This is a genomic window from Rathayibacter sp. PhB152, assembly GCF_003751395.1.
In the GTDB taxonomy this organism is placed as follows: Bacteria; Actinomycetota; Actinomycetes; order Actinomycetales; family Microbacteriaceae; genus Rathayibacter; species Rathayibacter festucae.
Genome location: NZ_RJUT01000005.1, coordinates 93,377 through 112,122 on the forward strand (window position 1 = coordinate 93,377; position 18,746 = coordinate 112,122).

Here is an 18,746-nt window from a genome sequence, read left to right on the forward strand (position 1 = left end):
TGGTCGAGTAGCAGCGCAGCGGCGTCTCGAGACCCACCGTCCTCCGCAGGGCGGGAATGCAGACTCGTCCTGCTGGCGGTGGTGGATCTCGATACGCCCACTGCGCGGTCTGCTCGATTAGCATGAACGGCGGGCGGCGGTCAGAGCCGGCGGACGCCCAGCAGTGGCAGGGTCACCGCGCAGAGGGGGCCGATCAGCAGGGCGAAGGCGAGGGTGCCGAGGCCGACGTCGCCGCCGAGGGCCCAGCCGATCAGGAGCACGGTGAGCTCGACGCCGCCGCGGGCCGCCCAGATCGGCACGCCGAAGCGGTTGTGGAGGCCGGTCATCAGGCCGTCGCGCGGGCCGGCGCCGAGGCGGGCGCCGATGTAGATCCCGCTCGCGACGGCCAGCAGCACCAGGCCGCCGGCGAACAGCAGCGCCTTCCCCCACCACTCGGCGGGCACGGCGAGCAGCTCGATCCCGACGCCGATCGTCGTGCCGACCACCAGCACGTTCAGCACGGTGCCGAGGCCGGGTCGCTGCCGCAGCGGGATCCAGAGCAGCAGGACGAGCAGTCCGATCACGTTGGTGAGCAGTCCGATCCCGAGTCCGGTCTGGCGGGCGACGCCGAGGGCGAAGACGGTCCACGGGTCCACGCCGATCGACGCGCGGATCATCATCGCGTCGGCGAAGCCGTAGAGCACGAGCCCGACCAGCAGCCGCGGCACGGGTCGCAGCCGCCACTGGCTCACCGGGGGAGCGGGGACGGCGAGGGGCGCGGTGATCGTCATGCCGAGAATCCCATCGCAGGAGTGGCCTTCTCCGCGCGGTCCAATCCGGCTATCTTGGACGCATGGCTGATGTCCACTTCGGCGTGCGCGCCCTGCAGACCCTCCTCGGCGACTGGCGCGAGCAGCGCGGCACCCGCCCCGCGTACCTCGCCCTCGCCGACCGCATCCGCCTGCTCAGCATCGACGGCCGCATCCCGACGGACAGCCGGCTCCCCGCCGAGCGCGAGCTGTCGGCGCGGCTCGGAGTGAGCCGCACCACCGTCGCCGCCGCCTACCGCGAGCTGCGCGACAGCGGCTACCTCGTCAGCGTCCGCGGCTCCGGCAGCGCGACCCGCCTGCCCGGCGCCGCGGTGCACGCCGTGCCGTCCCTCTCCCCCGACTTCGTCGACTTCACCAAGGCGGCGCTGCCCGCGGTCCCCGAGCTCGCCGAGGCCTACGCCCGCGCCGGCCGCCTGGCGCCGGAGTACTTCGAGGACGGCTCCTACGACACCGTCGGCCTGCCGCTGCTGCGCCGCGCGATCGCCGAGCGCTACACCCGCCGCGGGCTGCGCACCGAGCCCGGCCAGATCATGGTGACCATCGGCGCGCAGCATGCGATCGCGCTCGTCGCGCGCACCCTGCTCGCCCGCGGCGACCGCGCCCTGATCGAGGCGCCGACCTACCCGCACGCCTACGAGGCGCTGCGGCTCGCCGGCGCCCGGCTGGTGCCGGTCAACGTGGACGGCGCCGACGGCTGGGACGGCGAAGGCCTGATCGCGGCGATGCGCGGCACCAGCCCGACCCTCGCCTACCTGATGCCCGACTTCCACAACCCGACCGGCCGCTCGATGGCCGTCGACCTGCGCGAGCGCGCGATCGCCGCCGCGGCACGCCAGGGCACGCTGATCATCGCCGACGAGACCACCGCCGAGCTCGACATCGACCGGCGGATGTCGCCGCTGCCGTTCGCCTCCTACGGTCCCGAGGGCACGGTGATCTCGATCGGCTCGGTCGGCAAGACGCTCTGGGGCGGCATCCGGATCGGCTGGATCCGCGCCGAGCGGAGCGTCGTCCGCAAGCTCGTCGCCGCCCGCTCGGCCGGCGACCTCGGCAGCCCGATCGTCGAGCAGCTCCTCGTCGCCGACATGCTCGGCCGGATGGACGGCGTGCTGGAGCTGCGCCGCGAGCAGCTGCGGGCCGGCCGCGACCACCTCGAGGCGGCGCTCGCCCGCGCGATCCCGGAGTGGAGCGTGCCGCGGGTCTCCGGCGGCCTCTCCACCTGGGTCGGCCTCGGCCGCCCCGCCAGCTCGCAGCTGGCGCTCGCCGCCCGCACCTCGGGCCTGCTGATCACCGCCGGCCCGCGCTTCGGGATCGACGGCGCCTTCGAGCGCTTCCTGCGCATCCCGATCGGCTACTCGCCGGAGATCACCGACCGGGCCGTGGACGCGCTCGCCGTCGCCTGGGGTCAGGTGGCGCGCCACCCGGCGGCCGACACCGGCTACCTCGCCGACGTCGTCTGATCCTCCAGGTCCTCCCGGAGGGGGACGAATACTCAGCCAGCTGATGGAAGACTCACGGCGTGCATCTCCTCGCGGTCCTCAGCATGAAGAACCGGGCGCTCATCGCGCTCGTCACCGTCGTCATCGCCGTCTTCGGCGGCGTCGCCCTCACCGGGTTGAAGCAGGAGCTCGCGCCGTCGATCTCCTTCCCGCAGCTGGCGGTGATCTCGAGCTACCCGGGCGCCGCACCGGAGGTGGTCAACGACGACGTCTCGACGCCGATCGAGACCGCCATCCAGGGCGTTCCCGGGCTCGAGACGACCAGCGCGACCTCGTCCACGAACTCGTCGCTGATCTCCGCCTCCTTCGCCTACGGCACCGACCTGGCGACCGCCGAGCAGAAGATCCTGCAGGCGATCAACCGGATCAAGAGCACGCTCCCGGACGGCGTCGACCCGCAGGTGGTGACCGGCTCGTTCGACGACCTGCCGGTGCTGCAGCTCGCCGTCTCGAGCGACGGTGACGCGAAGGCGCTCGCCGACCGCCTGCGCACGAGCGTCATCCCGGACCTGGAGAAGGTGGACGGCGTCCGCGAGGTCGCCCTGGTCGGCGAGAGCGCGCAGCGCGTCACGATCACCCCGGACGACGCAGCGCTCAACGCCGCCGGCCTCTCGACCGCCGACATCCGCACCGCGCTGCAGCAGAACGGCGTGCTGGTCGCCGGCGGCGAGATCACCCAGGACGGCAGCACCTTCTCGGTGCAGTCCGGCGTCAAGCTCGACTCGACCGACGCGATCGCGGCGCTGCCGCTGATCCGGTCCGCCGGAGCCTCTGCGGCCGCCGGCATCCAGGTCGGCGGTGCCCTCGCGCCCACGCCCGCCCCCACCCTCGGCTCCGTCGCCACCGTCGCCGTCACCGACGCCCCGATCACCTCGATCTCGCGGGTGAACGGCCAGCCGGCGCTGACCCTCTCGATCACCAAGCTCCCCGCGGCGAACACGGTCGAGGTCTCCACCGGCGTCACGGCGCTGCTGCCGGATCTCGAGGCGTCGCTCGGCGAGAACGCGACCTTCACCTCGGTCTTCGACCAGGCCCCCTACATCCAGGACTCGATCGAGTCGCTCGCGCAGGAGGGGGCGCTGGGTCTCGTCTTCGCGGTGCTGGTGATCCTGCTGTTCCTGCTCTCGGTGCGCTCGACGCTGGTCACGGCGATCTCGATCCCGACCTCGGTGCTGATCACCTTCATCGGCCTGCAGACCGCGGGTTACACGCTCAACATCCTCACCCTGGGCGCGCTGACGATCGCCATCGGCCGCGTGGTGGACGACTCCATCGTCGTGATCGAGAACATCAAGCGGCACCTCGACGCGGGGGAGGAGCGCGCGGCGACGATCGCGGTCGCGGTGCGCGAGGTCGCGGGCGCGATCACCGCCTCGACCATCACCACCGTCGCGGTGTTCCTGCCGATCTCGTTCGTCGGCGGCACGACCGGCGAGCTGTTCCGGCCGTTCGCGCTGACGGTGTCGATCGCGCTGCTCGCCTCGCTGCTCGTCGCGCTGACGATCGTGCCGGTGCTGGCGTACTGGTTCCTCCGGCCCTCCAAGCGCCCCGGCGTGCGCGAGGCGGCGCAGGCGGCGCTCGCCGAGGAGCGCGGCGCAGCGGGCGAGACCGTGGTCCCGGCTCCCGAGGCCGAGCCTGAGCACGCCCGCCACAGCGCCCGCGCCACTCCCCGCCGCGCGGCCGGCCTGCAGCGGGTCTACGGCCCCGTGATCGCCTGGACCCTCCAGCACTCCGTCGCGACCGTCCTGCTCGCGCTGCTCGTGCTCGTCGGCACCGGCGCGCTCTACCCGCTGATGAAGACCAACTTCCTCGGCGCCAGCGGTCAGAACACCTTCACCGTCACCCAGACCGTGCCCGACGGCCAGAGCCTGGACGCGCAGGACGCGACCGCGCAGCAAGCCAGTGCGGCGATCCTCGAGGTCGGCGGCGTGCAGACCGTGCAGCTCTCGATCGGCTCGTCGAGCGGCGGGCTGCAGAGCGCGTTCGGCGGCGGAGGCGGCGGCACCTCGATCCGCTACTCCGTCACCACCGACGAGTCGGCCGACCAGGAGTCCGTGCAGGCCGACGTCCGCACGGCGCTCGGCTCGGTCGCCTCGGCCGACGACATCAGCGTCGCCGCCTCCTCGGGCTTCGGCGCCTCCTCGAACATCGAGGTCGACCTCTCGACCGCCTCGCAGAGCGACCTGCAGAGCGCGAACGACGCGCTGCTCACGGCGCTGCGCGGCACCGACGGCATCAGCCAGGCCGAGAGCAACCTCTCCTCCTCGCTGCCCTACATCGCCGTGCGGGTCGACCGCGCGGCGGCCGCCGACGCCGGGCTCACCGAGGTCGCGGTCGGCACGCTGGTCAGCCAGGCGCTGCAGCCGACGCAGACGGGCAGTGTCGTGATCGACGACCGCACCCTCTCCGTCTACCTCGCCGACGCGCAGCCGCCGGCCACCCTCGACGAGCTGTCGGCCCTCGAGATCCCGACGCGCACCGGGACGGTGCCGCTCTCCTCGCTCGCCGTCGTCGAGCGGACCGACGGGCCCGCGAGCATCACCACCGAGCGCGGGCAGCGCACCGCCACCATCACGGTGACCCCCGAGGGCGACGACCTCGCCTCCGCGAACGTCGCGGTGCAGAGCGCGATCGACGACACGGAGCTGCCGGCCGGCGTCTCCGCCTCGCTCGGCGGCGTCACGGCCGATCAGAGCGACGCGTTCTCGCAGCTCGGGATCGCGCTGCTGGTGGCGATCCTGATCGTCTACGTCGTGATGGTCGCCACGTTCCGCTCGCTCCTGCAGCCACTGCTGCTGCTGGTGTCGGTGCCGTTCGCGGCGACCGGCGCGATCCTGCTGCAGGTGCTCACCGGCGTGCCGCTCGGCGTGCCCTCGCTGATCGGCGTGCTGATGCTGATCGGAATCGTGGTCACCAACGCGATCGTGCTGATCGACCTGGTGAACCAGTACCGCGAGCGGGGGATGCCCGTGCGCGAGGCGCTGCTGCACGGCACCGAGCGGCGGCTGCGCCCGATCCTGATGACGGCGCTCGCGACGATCTTCGCGCTGCTGCCGATGGCGCTCGGCATCACCGGCCACGGCGGCTTCATCTCGCAGCCGCTGGCGATCGTCGTGATCGGCGGCCTGGTGTCCTCGACCGTGCTCACCCTGGTCGTGCTGCCGGTCGTCTACAACCTGGTCGAGGGGTATCGTGAGCGGCGGCGTGCCGCCCGCGCCGGAGAGGCGTCGGCATGAGCGACACAGGATTCAGCACCCCGGCAGTGGAGACCACGGCAGCGGAGGTCGTCGCGGCGGCCCCCGAGACGATCGGCTCCCGCTGGACGAGCGGCCCCGATCGCGCCGCCGCCGCGATCGCCGAGGTCGGCCCCGAGCGCTTCGTCGCCGCCGACTACCGCCCGGGCACCATCCGGCACATCGTGCTGTTCCGCTTCCGGCCGACGGCGCTCGTCGCCGAGGTGGACGGCGTGATCGCGTCCTTCCTCGCGCTCGGCGAGGAGTGCCTCCGCGACGGCCGCCCGTACATCGTCTCGATCGAGAACGGACCGCAGCTCAGCACCGAGGGCGCCGGCGAGGGCTTCGACCGCGCATTCCTGCTGACCTTCGCGTCCGAGGGCGACCTGAACTACTACATCGGCCGCCCGGCGGTCGACGGCCCCGGCCTGTTCGATCCCGCGCACGACGCCTTCAAGGGCCTCGTCGGCCCGCTGCTCGACACGGCCGGGGTGGTCGCCTTCGACTTCCGTCCCGAGCCGTTCGACGCCGGCGCGCTCGCGGGCTAGGGCTCGGGAGCCGGACGACGTGGCGACCCCCGACTTCATCCTCCGCCTGCGCGAGCGGGTGGGCACCGAGCTGCTCTGGCTGACCGGTGTCACCGCGGTGATCGTCCGCGAGGAGCCGGTCCGCCAGGTCCTGCTGGTCCGCCGCGCGGACACCGGCGCCTGGACCGCCGTCACCGGGGTCATCGATCCCGGTGAGACGGTCGCCGGCACCGCGCGGCGCGAGGCGCTGGAGGAGGCGGGCGTCGAGATCGAGGTCGAGCGCGTCGTCTGGCTGCACACCCTGCCGCCGATGGAGTACCCGAACGGCGACCGGGCGCAGTACCTCGACCACGTGCTGCGCGCCCGCTACCTCTCGGGCGAGGCGCACGTCGCCGACGACGAGTCGAGCGAGGTCGGCTGGTTCGCGCCGGACGCGCTGCCGCCGATGAGCGCCGATCACCGGGAGCGGATCAGCCGTGCGCTGTCCGACGAGACGGCCTGCGCCTTCGACTGAGCGCGAGCGCCTTCTCAGACCTGCTCCGAGACGAGCACGGCGCTCGTCCCTGGCTCGAGGGCGTCGAAGACGTGCGGCTCGTCGCCCGGGTAGGACAGGCAGTCGCCGGGCGCGAGCTCGACCGGGTCGTCGGCCGGCCCGGCCAGGGCGCGTCCGGTGGACAGGATCAGGTGCTCGACGGTGCCGCGGGCGTGCGGCTCCGAGTTCCGTGCGGCTCCGGGCTCGGCGGTGAGGCGGTAGACGTCGCGGCGGGCTCCCGGCGGGCAGGCGCTGAGCAGGGTGGCCGCGGAGTCCGCCGTCGCCGAGGCGCTGCGCGGGCCGTCCCCGGCGCGGATCAGCTGCACGGAGCGCCGTGGCGGCTCGACCAGGTGCGAGAACGGCACCCCGAGCGCGCCGCCGAGCGCCCAGAGCGTCTCGAGGCTCGGGTTGCCCTCGCCGGCCTCGAGCTGCGAGAGCGTCGACTTGGCGATCCCGGCGCGGCGGGCGATCTCGGAGATGCTCAGGCCGAGGCGGCCGCGCTCGCGGCGCAGAGCGGAGGCGACCAGGTCGCGCGGTGAGACGGCGTCCGTCATCGCACCGAGCGCGCGAAGCAGACGCCCGAGTCGTCGCCCACGTGCGCGCCGAAGCCGTCGATCTCGGTGAAGCCGAGCGCGCGGGCGGCGGCGAGGGCCGCGTCCGCCTCGACCGGGACGCGGAAGCGGAGCGTGCGGATGCGCTGCACGCTCGCGTAGGAGAGCGCGGCGGCGACGAGCCGGCGGGCGACGCCGATCCGCCGCGACTCAGGGGCGACCGCGAGGGCGAGCAGCTCGGCGAAGTCGTCGGGCCCGGGCGTCAGCGCCAGCACGCCGATCGGCTGCTGCGTGGCGCCGTCGCGGGCGACGAGGAGGCGGGCGTGCGGCGGAAGCTCGGCGGTGAGCAGCGAGGCGAGCGCTCCCGTCCCCGGCCGCTCCAGCCGGACGACGACCCCGACGGTCACGACGACGGTGCCGCGGCCGGCTCGGTCTGCGCGGCGGGCTCGAGCGAGAGCGTCTGCTCGGCCGGCGCGTCGAGCTGCTCGTGCAGGAAGTCGACGACGGTGCGGCGGAGCGAGTCGTCGAGCATCGCGATCGAGTGCCGGGTGCCGGGCACGAGGACGAAGTCGACGCTCGCGCCGGCCGCGTCCAGCGCCTCGGCGAAGTCCTGCGACTGGCTGAGCGCCACGCGCTCGCCGGCGGAGTGGGCGATGAGGAACGGCGGCTCGGAGCCGTCGACGTGAGCGATCGGCGAGGCCTCGCCCGCGACGGCGCAGTCCTCGAGGTCGGCGCAGTCGAGATAGCCGCGGACCGCCGCGCCGACTCCGACGATCGGGTCGTCGTCCGCCAGACCGGCCGCCGTGAGATCCGCGGGGCCGCTGAGGTCGACGACCGCGGCGAGGCGCGAGGTGCCGGCGTCGTCGGCCGTCAGCGCGTCGTCGGTGCCGAGCAGCGAGACGAGGTTGCCGCCGGCCGAGCCGCCGAACGCGGCGACCCGGGACGGATCGATCCCGAAGCGCTCGGTCTGCGCCGGCTCGAGGATCCAGTCGAGGGCGGCCGAGACGTCCTCGATCTGCGCGGGGAAGACGTCGGCCGGGGCGAGGCGGTAGTTCACCGAGACGGCGACGAAGCCCTCGGACGCGAGCCACTGGCAGAGCGGGCGCCAGTTCGGGTCGGACTTGTCGCCGCGGGTCCAGCTGCCGCCGTGCACGACGAGCACCGCGGGGAGGGCGGCGCCGGCGGCCGCGTCGACGGGCGAGCAGACGTCGAGCGCCTGGCCCGTCGCCTGGTCGTAGACGAGGTCGGCGGTGACGGGCACGTTGTCGTAGGCGGTGACCGCGGCGACGCCGGCCGCCTGCGCGATCGGCTGCGAGACGGGGGCGCTCGAGCAGCCGGCGAGGCCGACCGCGAGCAGCGTCAGGATCGCCGACGAGAGGGCGATCGGTCGCGTGGGTCGGCTGGGCTCGCGCATGGGTGAGGCGAGCATAAGGGAGAAGGCGGCCCCCGCCTAGAGCGACCCCGCGATCAGGGGGTGGACAGCGGGACCGGCGGCCGTTCGTCGCTCTCCCGCCGCTCCTCGGCGACCTCTCCGGGCGCCTCCGCCTGCAGCCGCACGAGCACCACGCCGACGAGGATCAGCGCCCCACCGCCGAACTGGATCGGCGCCGGCAGCTCGCCGAGCAGGGCCCAGGCGGCGACGATCGAGAACAGCACCTCGGTCAGCCCGACGAAGGAGGCGATCCGGGTGCCGAGCCGCGAGCCGCCCTCGATCCCGAGCAGGTAGGCGAGCACCGTGGACATGCCGAGGATGACCGCCGCGGGCAGGAACCAGGGCACGTCGTTCCCGACGAAGACGACGTCGCCGAAGGTCGCCCGCAGCGGGACGAGTCCGGTGACGCCGAGGATCAGCAGGAGCCCCGCGCCGACCGTCATCGCCCCGGCGGTGAGCGCGATCGGCGGCAGCTCCGGATCGATCCGGCCGGCGATCACGTAGTAGACGCAGAGGCCGAGCGAGGCGGTCAGCGCCCAGGCGACGCCGACCAGCTCCGGCGTGGACTGGCCCGAGAGGTCCAGCACCAGCACCAGGCCCGCCAGTGCCAGCGCCGAGCCGGCGAGGGTGAAGCGGCCGGGATGCCGGCGGGTGCGTGCCCAGGCGAAGAGGACGAGGAACACGGGAGCGAGGTACTCGATCAGGAGCGCGACGCCGACCGACATGTGCTCGATCGCGCTGTAGAAGCAGAGCTGCGCGGCGATCACGGCGAAGACGCCGTAGAGGCCGACCGTGCCGAGGTTGCGGCGGAGCACGTGCCAGCGGCCGCGCAGCGACAGCGCGGCCGGGATCGCGAGGATCAGCGCCGCACCGCCGGCCCGCCAGAGCACGGCGGCGGAGGGACTCCAGCCCGCCTCGAGCAGCGGCTTCACGAAGGGCCCGCCCAGGCCGAACGCGGCGGCGGCGGCGAGGGCCAGGAGCAGGCCGGAGCCGAGCTGCCGCGGTGGCGCAGTGGGAGTCACGTCAGCCTCTTTCAGGAGTCAAAGTCGTTATGCTCGTGACAGTACTGAGCGAACGTGTCAGGAGTCAACATGGTCTTCGCCTATGACGTGGAAGCGGCCCTCACCTCGACGGCCGTCCTGGTCAACACCCTCCCCGAGCTGTCGCAGTCCGGCGAGGACGAGATGGCGTCGATCGAGCAGCTGGACGAGTTCCTGCTGGACAACCGCTACACCGGCAGCCGCGACGGCTCGACCGCCGAGCTGGAGGCGGTGCGCTCGGTGCGCGCGCCGCTCCGCTCGCTCTGGCGCAGCCGCGCCGAGGAGGACCTGGTCGCCGTCGTCAACGGAATGCTCGAGGAGGGCCGCGCGCTGCCGCAGCTGGTGCGGCACGGCATCTTCGGCTGGCACCTGCACGCGACCCGCGACGAGAGCCCGCTGGCCACCCGCATCGTGGTGGAGGCGGCGATGGGCTTCGTCGACGTGATCCGCGGCGACGAGCGCGACCGCATCCGGATCTGCGCGGCGGACGACTGCGAGGCGGTGCTCGTCGACTTCTCCCGCAACCGCTCGAAGCGCTACTGCGACACCGGCAACTGCGGCAACCGCGCGAACGTCGCGGCGTACCGGGCGCGGCGCGCGTCGAGCTGAGGGGGCGAGCTGCCGATGCCCTAGCCAGCGCCCGGGGTCGCGTGTAAACTCCCTGGGTCGGCTCTTGACTCCGTGCGTCGCCGCACGGATGGGTTTGTCAGTCAAGCGGGCCGGATCTCCGACAGTCGTCGCGAGATGAATCACATGTGTGAATCGGCCCCGGTCAGCGTCTCAGAGCAGCGACTCACCCGGGTTCCCGCAGCGCCCTGTCCGTTCGCACCCCACGAGGGTGATCGATCGGCGTGTGCCTGCTCGCGCAAGACCTGAACCCAGGAAGCAGCCATGCCCAAGAACAAGAAGCCCGCCGGCGGACGCCCCGCCAAGAACTTCGAGCCCAACCGCTTCGGCGCCTCGAGCGGCAAGTCGCAGCTCGGCGGACGCCCGCGCTTCGCCGCGCCGAAGACCGGCTCCCGCAGCGAGGGCCACCGCGGCTACCGCCCCGTCGACGAGAACGCGCCCAAGAAGGCGCGCTGGAACGCCGAGGAGCGCGCCGCCAAGCTGACGGAGCGGGGAGAGAACCGCGGAGAGTCCCGCAGCTACGACCGCGACGACCGCCCCGCCCGCTCCTACAACCGGACCGACCGCCCCGCGCGCTCGAACGACCGCGACGACCGTCCGGCGCGTTCCTACGACCGCGGCACGGACCGTCCGGCTCGCAGCTTCGATCGCGACGCGCGTCCGGCCCGTTCCTACGACCGGACCGACCGTCCGGCCCGCTCGAACGACCGTGACGACCGTCCGGCCCGTTCCTACGACCGGAGCGACCGCCCCGCGCGCAGCTTCGACCGCAAGGACCGTCCGGCCCGCTCCTTCGACCGTGACGCGCGTCCGGCCCGCTCGAACGACCGCGACGACCGTCCGGCGCGTTCCTACGAACGCAGCGACCGTCCCGCCCGCAGCTTCGACCGCACGGACCGCCCCGCGCGCTCCTTCGACCGCGACGCCCGCCCGGCCCGCTCGTTCGACCGCACCGACCGCGCCGACCGCCCCGCCCGCAGCTCCGACCGCACCGAGCGCCCGGCGCGCGGCTTCGACCGCGGCACCGAGCGTCCCGCCCGCGGCGGCAACGACCGGAACGACCGCGGCCCGCGTCGCGACTCCGGCTCGGACTTCTACCCCAAGCGCGACGGCCGCGCCTCGCACCAGGCCGACGACGTCGTGCTCGAGCGCCTCGAGGCGACCGCCACGCTCGCCGTCGACGTCGAGGGCGTCAGCTTCGGCGACCTCGGTCTCGGCGCGAACATCGTCCGCCAGCTGACCCAGATGGGTGCGGCCTCGCCGTTCCCGATCCAGGCCGCGACGATCCCCGAGGTCCTCGCCGGCAAGGACGTCCTCGGCCGCGGCAAGACGGGCTCCGGCAAGACGATCGCGTTCGGCGCCCCCGTCGTCGAGCGCCTGATGGAGAACGACGGAGCCAAGGGCCGCAAGCCCGGCCGCGCCCCGCGTGCCCTCATCCTCGCGCCGACCCGCGAGCTGGCGATGCAGATCGACCGCACCATCCAGCCGATCGCCCGCTCCGTGGGCCTCTTCACCGCGACGATCTTCGGCGGCGTGCCGCAGTACAAGCAGGTCGGCGCCCTCCAGCGCGGCGTGGACATCATCATCGCCACGCCGGGCCGCCTCGAGGACCTGATCGAGCAGGGTCGCCTCGACCTCTCGACCATCACGGTGACCGTCCTCGACGAGGCCGACCACATGTGCGACCTCGGCTTCCTCGAGCCGGTGCAGCGCATCCTCCGCCAGACCAAGCGCGGCGGCCAGCGCCTGCTCTTCTCGGCCACCCTGGACAAGGGCGTCGCGACGCTCGTCGACGAGTTCCTCGTCGAGCCGAGCGTGCACGAGGTCGCGGGCGAGGACCAGGCGTCCTCGAGCATCGACCACCGCGTCCTGCTGATCGAGCACCGCGACAAGGGCGCGATCATCGAGGAGCTCGCGGCGCGCGCCGGCAAGACGCTGATCTTCGCCCGCACCCGCGCGTTCGCGGAGCAGCTCGCCGAGCAGCTCGAGCACGCCGACATCCCGGCGACCAGCCTGCACGGCGACCTCAACCAGTCCCGTCGCACCCGCAACCTCGCGCTGCTGACCAGCGGCCGGGTCGACGTCCTCGTCGCGACCGACGTCGCCGCGCGCGGCATCCACGTCGACGACATCGACCTCGTGATCCAGGCCGACGCCCCCGACGAGTACAAGACCTACCTGCACCGCTCCGGCCGCACCGGCCGCGCGGGCAAGAAGGGCACGGTCGTCACGCTGATCACGCGCAACCGCCGCCACCGCATGGAGGAGCTGCTCGAGCGCGCCGAGATCCGCGCCGACATGATCCAGGCGTACCCGGGCGACCGGGTGCTGGCCGAGATCAGCGCCGGCGAGTAGTCGCTCTCTCCCTGCTCGCGCAGGAACGCCGAAGGGCGGACACCCGGTGGGTGCCCGCCCTTCGGCGTTTCAGGGGTGCGATCCGAGGATCGCGCCGGCTCAGGAGGCCGGGGGGGCCAGAACGGTGTCGATGAGGTACACGGTCGCGTTGGCGGTCTGGACGCCGCCGCAGATGACCTTGGAGTCGTTGACCATGATGTCGTCGCCGGAACCGGTGACGGTGACGTCGCCGCCCTGGACGGTGGCGTGCGTGCCGTCGATGTCGTCAGGGGCGATCTGGCCGGGGACGACGTGGTAGGTCAGGATCGAGGAGAGCGTGGCCGCTCCCTCGGGGGTCTTCAGCGTCTCGAGCGTCGCGGCGTCGAGCTTGGCGAACGCGTCGTCGACGGGGGCGAAGACGGTGAACTCGGCGCTGTTCAGCGTGTCGACGAGGTTGACGTCGGGGTTGAGCTGACCCGAGACCGCAGCGGTCAGGGTGGTGAGCAGCGGGTTGTTCGACGCGGCGGTGGCCACCGGGTCGAGGGCCATTCCGCCGACCGAGCCGGCGCCGTCCGGGACCTGCTCGGCGTACGCGGCGCAGCCGGAGCCGACGAGGTTGGCGGCCGGGTCCATGGTCGCCATGGGGGTGGCGGACTCGGTCATCATCGGGGTCGACATCTCGGAAGCGGTGTCGCTGGCGGCGTCGGTGGTGCCGGCGCCGGACGAGCAGGCGGTGAGGCCGAGGGCGGCGGTGCCGAGCAGGGCGAACGCGGCGAGGGTGGTGCGCTTGGTGGATCGCATGGGGATGCTCCTTCGTGATACGGCCCCCACGGGATGCGGAGGACCTGGCTGTGTGTGGACCGTTTCGCGGCCGTTGAACAGTCTTCGGAGCCCTCCCCGAGGGGGTTTGGAATCGATCGGAGCAATCGGGTCACGGGTTCATAACGGCGGAGGCAGGGCGATTACCCTGGATGTCGGTCCGCGCACGCTGTGCGGCACGAGAGACCAGCGACACGAGAGACCAGGAGTCGAGCAGGTGCAGACGCGCAGGGCACGGACGGCACGCGGAGTCGTCGCCGCCGTCGCCGCGACCGCGACCGCCGCCGCCTCGCACACCCTCGCCGGCGCCGAGGCCCCCGCTCCGGCGATCCTCGCGCTCGCCACCGCCTTCGCGGCCGTCGCCTGCGTCCTGCTCGCCGGTCGCACGCTCTCGCTCGCGCGCCTCGCGACGGCGGTGCTGCTCAGCCAGCTGGCCTACCACTCCCTCTTCCTGGTGACCGGCGGTGGCGGCGACGTCAGCGTCGTGGGCGCCACCGCCGGTGGCCACTTCCACGGCGGCGGCACGGTCGAGCTGATCGCGGGGGCGTCGGGTCATGCCGCGCACACCCCGCTGATGCTCCTCTCGCACCTGGTGGCCGCCGTCGTCACCGTCGCGGCGCTCCGCCACGGCGAGCGCGTCTTCTGGACCCTCGGCACCGCCGTGCTCCGCGTCGTCGTGCGCCTGGTCGCGCGAGCGTCCGCCCTGCTGGCACCGCTCGGCGCCTCGGTGGCCGTCCTCGGCGCCGTCGAGCCGAGCGCGCCTCGCGCCCTCGACGCGGTCCTGCGGGTCCTGCGGCACCGCGGCCCGCCCGCGCGCGCCCTGCTCGCCGCCTGACGTCCTGCCCGCTCCAGTGGGCCGTGTCCGCCGGTGAGCCCGCGCGCACCGCGATCCCGCGCTGCGCCCTCACCCTTCTCGGTGCCGCCCTCTCGCGGCTGCGCCGACTCCCGCTAGGACTCCTCACGATCATGACCACCACCCGCACCCGCACTCGCACCTCCTCCTCTGCCTCCGCCTTCTCCTCCCGCGTCCGCCTCGTCGGCGGCGGTGCGCTCGTCGCCGCGGGCTCCGTCGCCCTCGCGCTCGCCGCTCCGACGGCCGCGAGCGCGCACGTCACCGCCGCGGCCTCGAGCACGGCCGCCGGCTCGTACACGGTCGTCACCTTCTCGCTCGCCCACGGCTGCGAGGGCTCGCCGACGACCGGGCTCAGCATCACCATCCCCGAGGGCATCAACTCGGTCAGCCCGACCGTGAACCCCAACTGGGACGTCGTGAAGAACGAGGTCGAGATCGCCGACCCGGTGACCGACTCGCACGGCAACACCGCGACCCAGCGCGTCTCCGACGTCGTCTACACCGCGAAGACCGCGCTCGCCGACGGCTACCGCGACACCGTCTCGCTGCAGCTGCAGCTGCCGGAGGACGCGGCCGGCTCGACGCTCGAGTTCCCGGTGCTGCAGACCTGCGAGACCGGCTCGACCGCCTGGGACCAGCCGACCGTCGAGGGCGAGGACGAGCCGGAGCTGCCCGCGCCGACCGTCGCCGTGGCCGCCGCGATGGAGGGCTCGGGCCACCACGACGACGACGGCGACGGTGACGACGCGGTCGCGACGACCGCCTCCGCCACCACGGCCGCCGGCCAGAGCGACGATGTGCTCGCGCGCGTCCTCGGCGTCGGCGGACTCGTCCTGGGTGCCGTCGGCGTCGCCTTCGGTCTCGCCTCGCGTCGCCGCAGCCCGAAGGCGTCCGCGTGACGCTCGCTCACCGGAAGGGCGGACGCCTCGTCCTCGCCGCCGCCGCGCTCGGGCTACTCGGCTCGGTCGCGGTGGCGGCGCCCGCCAGCGCGCACAACTACCTCGTCTCGACGACGCCCGCCGTCGACTCGACGGTGACCGAGCAGCCCGGCACCCTCGCTCTGACGACCAATGACGACCTGCTGGTCCTCGGCAACGACGGAGCGGCCGCGGCCCTGCGCGTCGTCGGTCCGGACGGCCTCTACTACGGCGACGGCTGCGTCAGCGTCGTCGGACCGGAGGCGTCGATGCCGCTCGAGCTGGGCGCGGCCGGTGCCTACGAGGTGACCTGGCAGGTCGTCTCGACCGACGGGCACCCGGTCTCCGGGCAGTACGGCTTCGACTGGCAGCCGGGAGCGGACGTCGCCCTCGCCGAGGGATCGGAGTCGGTCCCCGACTGCAACGGCACCGTCGCGGTGTCCGACGCCTCGGCGCCGTCCGCGGACGAGGCGGAGGCGGCGACCGGGTCGGACCCGGCGCTGCTCGGCGACGTGCTGTGGATCGGCGGCGCGCTCGTGGCCGTCGTCGCGGCGATCGGCATCACGCTGCTCGTGCTGCGGCGGCGCCCGCAGAGCTGACCGCGGGGCGGGCCTCCTGCTCTCCTCCCAGGGTCAGCCCAGGAGGCTCGCCAGCGGTCCGCCCTCGAGGTCCGCGAGGATCGCCGCGGCGTCCTCGTAGACCGCGACAGCGCCGGCCTCGCGCAGCTCGTGCTCGCCGGTGCCGCCCGACTGCACCGCGACCGTTGCGAGGCCGGCCCGCTCGGCGGCGAGGACGTCCCAGGTCGCGTCGCCGATCATGATCGCGCGATCGGTCGAGACGCCGGCGCGCTCGAGCGCGATGCTGATCACATCGGGCGACGGCTTCGCGGTCTCGACGTCCTCACCGCTCGTCACCGCGTGCACCGCGTCGCTGAGGTCGAGGACGTCGAGCAGGATCTCCAGCTCGTTCTGCGGCGCGGACGTCGCCAGCACGATGCGGACGCCCCGCCCGGCGAGCGCCCGGATCAGCTCGCGCGCTCCGGGCAGGAGCGCGATCCGAGTGGACGCCTCGGCGTAGTTCTTCGTGTGCAGGCCCTTCACCAGGGTGCGCGTCTCGTCGTCGACGTCGTCCTCGAGGAGCAGGTCGAGCAGCTCCGACGAGTCGGCGCCGATCGCCCGCTGGATCCGCCAGGTCGCGACATCGAGGTCCGCCTGCCAGAAGGCGCGCGACCAGGCCTCCACGTGCAGGAAGTTGGTGTCGGCGAGCGTGCCGTCGATGTCGAAGAGCACGGCGGTCGGTGTCGTGGGCATGTGGTTCGTCCTCTGCTGGATGCGGGAGCTGGATGCGTGAGCCGAGTGCGGGAGCCGGTTCTCACCAGGCCGAAGTGGGAACCCTACGCCTGCGCGCGGGCATCAGCAGGACCCCTTGACTCGTGATCGGCGGGTCCTGACGGGCGACGCCGCGGGCGACCTCGTCGGCGATGACCTCGAGCCGGGCGGCGCCCTCGAGATCGCCGGGCAGGATCACGCGGTCGTAGCCCAGGTTCACGACGAGGTGCTCGGGCCCGAGCGCCCAGTGCAGGCTTCCCGCGCCGGCGGTGGCCGGGACGATGCTCGCCTTCCTGCCGCGGTCGGCGGACCGGATGCCGATCCGGCCGCGCCACGCGTTGTGGAGGCGGACGAGCAGCGCGTGCAGAGCGGCGACGACCTCCGGGTCCGCCGTCCGAGTGTCGGGGGTGGACTCCGGTGGCTCCCACGGCGGCGGGAGCTCGGCGTCCGCGTCGATCTCGAGGGCGACGCGGAGGGTCGCGCCGCCGGTGGAGCGGTCCCAGGACGCGAGTCGCTGCAGCCTCCGTCGGGAGGGGTCGGGGACGAGGACGCTGCCCTCGCCGATCGCCGGGATGCTGCCGAGCAGCGTCTCGCCGACGATCCCGCGCACTGTTCCTGTGACGGGCCGTGCGTTCGGCGACGTGTCGTGGTGCTCCTCGCCGTACTGCTCGGGGCGACCCGCCCGAGCCGGGAAGCCCAGCAGCGACCAGGCGACCTGGTCCCCGACCGCGAACGGCGCGCCGCAGCAGTCCAGCTCCCAGCCCTCGCGGACGACCTCGATCAGGCGTGGCGAAGAATCGATCATCGGTGGCTCCCGCTCCCGTTCTCTCGCTGAACACGTCCCAACTCCGATCCTCGCACCGCCACCTCGTGACCTCAGGACGGCGGTGGCTCGTCCTTCACGGCGTCCGCTTCTCTGCCCGGTGCCGCGCGGCCTCTCGGCGGCCCCGTGCGCGCGGGGTGGGTGACGTGCCGCCTGCCGGTCGGGCTCGTCCAGTGCAGGACTCCGGCGGGCCGGTGCTCGACCTGCCAGGTGCTGGTGTGCCGGAGCCGATGGTGGTGGCGGCAGAGGTGGGCGAGGTTGTCGGCGTCGGTGCGGCCGCCGTGCTGCCACTCGACGCCGTGGTCGACGTCGCTCGCGGAGGCCGCGCGGGTGCAGCCGGGGAAGCGGCAGGTCTCATCGCGGTGCAGCAGGTGGCGCCGCAGATCGGCGGGCACCCGGTACGAGGTGCGTCCCACGGAGAGCACCGCGCCGGTCTCCGGATGGGTGAGGATCCGCGTGAAGGAGGGCGCATCGGCCGCGAGGCGGCGGGCGGTCTCGGGGTCGATCGGCCCGTAGCCGTCGAGGGTGCCGGGCTCGTCGGAGCGGCCGAGGAGCGTGAGAACGGGGACGGTGACCGCGACCCGCGGACGGATCCCGACGGGGACGGCGGTACCGGTCGAGCGCCGCTCCGCGCAATCGGTCTCGCCGTCGATCAGGAGCGCCGCTCCGACGTCCGCCCGCAGCTGCCCGATCGTCCGCTTCTCGCCGGGCAGCTCGCGCAGGGAGCGCGCCGCGCGGTCGATGCGGTCGAAGGCGCCCTGCGCCTGGGGAGCGGGAAGGTGCAGGAGCAGGGTGGCCATGCCGTCGCTCCCGCCGTCGAGCCAGACCGCGCGCCGCGCGGCGCAGCGGCGGTGGCGCTCGGTCGTCGACTCGGGATGCAGTTGCTCCCGCAGAGTCCGGAGGCGGCGCTGCAACTGCGGGGGAGTGCGGTCGGCCGCGACCACGGCGGCCTCCTCGTCGAGGCGACCGCGCACCTCGGGCGGCAGCTCGACGGCCGCACGGAGGATCACCCGCGCGTGCTCGGGCGAGATCCGCCCCTCACGGAGCGCGGCGAGGGTCTGCGGGAGCTCGTTGACGAGCAGCCTGCTCTCCTCGATCAGCCCGGAGACGTGCGCTTCCGACATCCGCAGCGCGGTGGCGAGTTCGGCGACGAGCGCCCGCAGCGCCGCCTCCCGCCGTTCCGCGCGGCTGCGCACCAGCGGATCGACCAGCACCTCGTACGAGGCCGCCGCCGCGAGCCGGGCGCGCTCGACCAGCTCGGCACGCTGCGCCTCCGCTCGCGCCCGAAGCGGATCGGCCGCGCACACCGCCTCGACCGCGGAGGCGAGCACAGCATCCGCGCCCCCGCGCCCCTCGCGGGGTCGCTCCCCGTCCTCGTTCTGAACCATACGGGAATGGTTCCAGAGACCACCGACGCGCGGT

The 18,746-nt window shown here is 73.6% G+C and carries 18 protein-coding genes; 9 read left to right on the forward strand and 9 right to left on the reverse strand.

Annotation, left to right across the window (positions count from 1 at the left end):
* Positions 1–140 precede the first annotated feature (140 nt).
* Complete coding sequence (locus tag EDF36_RS13365) at positions 141–770, reverse strand: YitT family protein (RefSeq protein WP_311316379.1); 630 nt, start codon at positions 768–770, stop codon at positions 141–143.
* A gap of 62 nt (positions 771–832) precedes the next feature.
* Here EDF36_RS13365 and EDF36_RS13370 point away from each other — a divergent pair, with 62 nt between their 5' ends.
* The 4 genes from EDF36_RS13370 to EDF36_RS13385 are packed head-to-tail and all read left to right on the forward strand — an operon-like array spanning position 833 to position 6,582.
* On the forward strand, positions 833–2,269 hold the full coding sequence (locus EDF36_RS13370; protein ID WP_123733410.1) for a PLP-dependent aminotransferase family protein: 1,437 nt from the start codon (positions 833–835) through the stop codon (positions 2,267–2,269).
* Positions 2,270–2,328: 59 nt separating this feature from the next.
* Complete coding sequence (locus EDF36_RS13375) at positions 2,329–5,544, forward strand: efflux RND transporter permease subunit (protein WP_123733411.1); 3,216 nt, start codon at positions 2,329–2,331, stop codon at positions 5,542–5,544.
* Positions 5,541–6,089, forward strand: a complete 549-nt coding sequence (locus tag EDF36_RS13380; protein WP_148060046.1) for a Dabb family protein — start codon at positions 5,541–5,543, stop codon at positions 6,087–6,089. The genes EDF36_RS13375 and EDF36_RS13380 overlap by 4 nt, the downstream gene beginning before the upstream one ends.
* Positions 6,090–6,108: 19 nt before the next feature.
* Entirely contained in the window at positions 6,109–6,582 is a 474-nt protein-coding gene (locus EDF36_RS13385; RefSeq protein ID WP_123444910.1) for an NUDIX domain-containing protein, read from the forward strand.
* A gap of 14 nt (positions 6,583–6,596) precedes the next feature.
* On the opposite strand, the gene EDF36_RS13390 is transcribed toward EDF36_RS13385, so the two are convergent.
* Genes EDF36_RS13390 through EDF36_RS13405 form a run of 4 tightly spaced genes read right to left on the reverse strand, consistent with a single transcriptional unit; the run spans position 6,597 to position 9,605 of the window.
* The gene (locus EDF36_RS13390; protein ID WP_123733413.1) at positions 6,597–7,154 is read right to left on the reverse strand and encodes a helix-turn-helix domain-containing protein; all 558 of its coding nucleotides are present in this window, start codon (positions 7,152–7,154) and stop codon (positions 6,597–6,599) included.
* A complete protein-coding gene (locus tag EDF36_RS13395; protein WP_123733414.1) occupies positions 7,151–7,558 on the reverse strand; it encodes a GNAT family N-acetyltransferase in 408 nt (135 codons plus the stop codon). The genes EDF36_RS13390 and EDF36_RS13395 overlap by 4 nt, the downstream gene beginning before the upstream one ends.
* Positions 7,555–8,565 carry an alpha/beta hydrolase gene (locus tag EDF36_RS13400; RefSeq protein WP_185020481.1) on the reverse strand — a complete coding sequence of 337 codons (1,011 nt, stop codon included), beginning with the start codon at positions 8,563–8,565 and terminating at the stop codon, positions 7,555–7,557. Before EDF36_RS13400 ends, EDF36_RS13395 begins: the two co-directional genes overlap by 4 nt.
* A 53-nt stretch (positions 8,566–8,618) precedes the next feature.
* Positions 8,619–9,605 (reverse strand): DMT family transporter, encoded by a 987-nt coding sequence (locus EDF36_RS13405; protein ID WP_123733416.1) that lies wholly within the window; start codon positions 9,603–9,605, stop codon positions 8,619–8,621.
* A 69-nt stretch (positions 9,606–9,674) separates the two neighbouring features.
* Between EDF36_RS13405 and EDF36_RS13410 the strand changes: the two genes are divergently transcribed.
* Both EDF36_RS13410 and EDF36_RS13415 read left to right on the forward strand, forming a co-directional pair.
* Positions 9,675–10,232, forward strand: coding sequence for a CGNR zinc finger domain-containing protein (locus EDF36_RS13410; RefSeq protein ID WP_123733417.1), 558 nt, complete (start codon positions 9,675–9,677; stop codon positions 10,230–10,232).
* 282 nt (positions 10,233–10,514) lie between these two features.
* Complete coding sequence (locus EDF36_RS13415) at positions 10,515–12,605, forward strand: DEAD/DEAH box helicase (RefSeq protein ID WP_123733418.1); 2,091 nt, start codon at positions 10,515–10,517, stop codon at positions 12,603–12,605.
* Positions 12,606–12,704: 99 nt separating this feature from the next.
* On the opposite strand, the gene EDF36_RS13420 is transcribed toward EDF36_RS13415, so the two are convergent.
* Entirely contained in the window at positions 12,705–13,385 is a 681-nt protein-coding gene (locus tag EDF36_RS13420) for a fasciclin domain-containing protein (protein ID WP_123733419.1), read from the reverse strand.
* 235 nt (positions 13,386–13,620) lie between these two features.
* Between EDF36_RS13420 and EDF36_RS13425 the strand changes: the two genes are divergently transcribed.
* Genes EDF36_RS13425 through EDF36_RS13435 form a run of 3 tightly spaced genes read left to right on the forward strand, consistent with a single transcriptional unit; the run spans position 13,621 to position 15,772 of the window.
* A complete protein-coding gene (locus EDF36_RS13425; RefSeq protein ID WP_123733420.1) occupies positions 13,621–14,238 on the forward strand; it encodes a hypothetical protein in 618 nt (205 codons plus the stop codon).
* A gap of 23 nt (positions 14,239–14,261) precedes the next feature.
* Entirely contained in the window at positions 14,262–15,155 is an 894-nt protein-coding gene (locus EDF36_RS13430) for a YcnI family protein (RefSeq protein ID WP_123733421.1), read from the forward strand.
* On the forward strand, positions 15,152–15,772 hold the full coding sequence (locus EDF36_RS13435) for a copper resistance CopC family protein (protein WP_123733422.1): 621 nt from the start codon (positions 15,152–15,154) through the stop codon (positions 15,770–15,772). The genes EDF36_RS13430 and EDF36_RS13435 overlap by 4 nt, the downstream gene beginning before the upstream one ends.
* Before the next feature lie 33 nt (positions 15,773–15,805).
* On the opposite strand, the gene EDF36_RS13440 is transcribed toward EDF36_RS13435, so the two are convergent.
* The 3 genes from EDF36_RS13440 to EDF36_RS13450 all read right to left on the reverse strand — a co-directional run bounded on the left by EDF36_RS13440 (position 15,806) and on the right by EDF36_RS13450 (position 18,712).
* Positions 15,806–16,483, reverse strand: a complete 678-nt coding sequence (locus tag EDF36_RS13440; RefSeq protein WP_123733423.1) for an HAD family hydrolase — start codon at positions 16,481–16,483, stop codon at positions 15,806–15,808.
* Positions 16,484–16,544: 61 nt separating this feature from the next.
* Positions 16,545–17,306 carry a DUF6578 domain-containing protein gene (locus EDF36_RS13445; RefSeq protein WP_123733424.1) on the reverse strand — a complete coding sequence of 254 codons (762 nt, stop codon included), beginning with the start codon at positions 17,304–17,306 and terminating at the stop codon, positions 16,545–16,547.
* Between the two features lie 71 nt (positions 17,307–17,377).
* Positions 17,378–18,712, reverse strand: coding sequence for an HNH endonuclease signature motif containing protein (locus EDF36_RS13450; protein ID WP_123733425.1), 1,335 nt, complete (start codon positions 18,710–18,712; stop codon positions 17,378–17,380).
* Positions 18,713–18,746 lie beyond the last annotated feature (34 nt).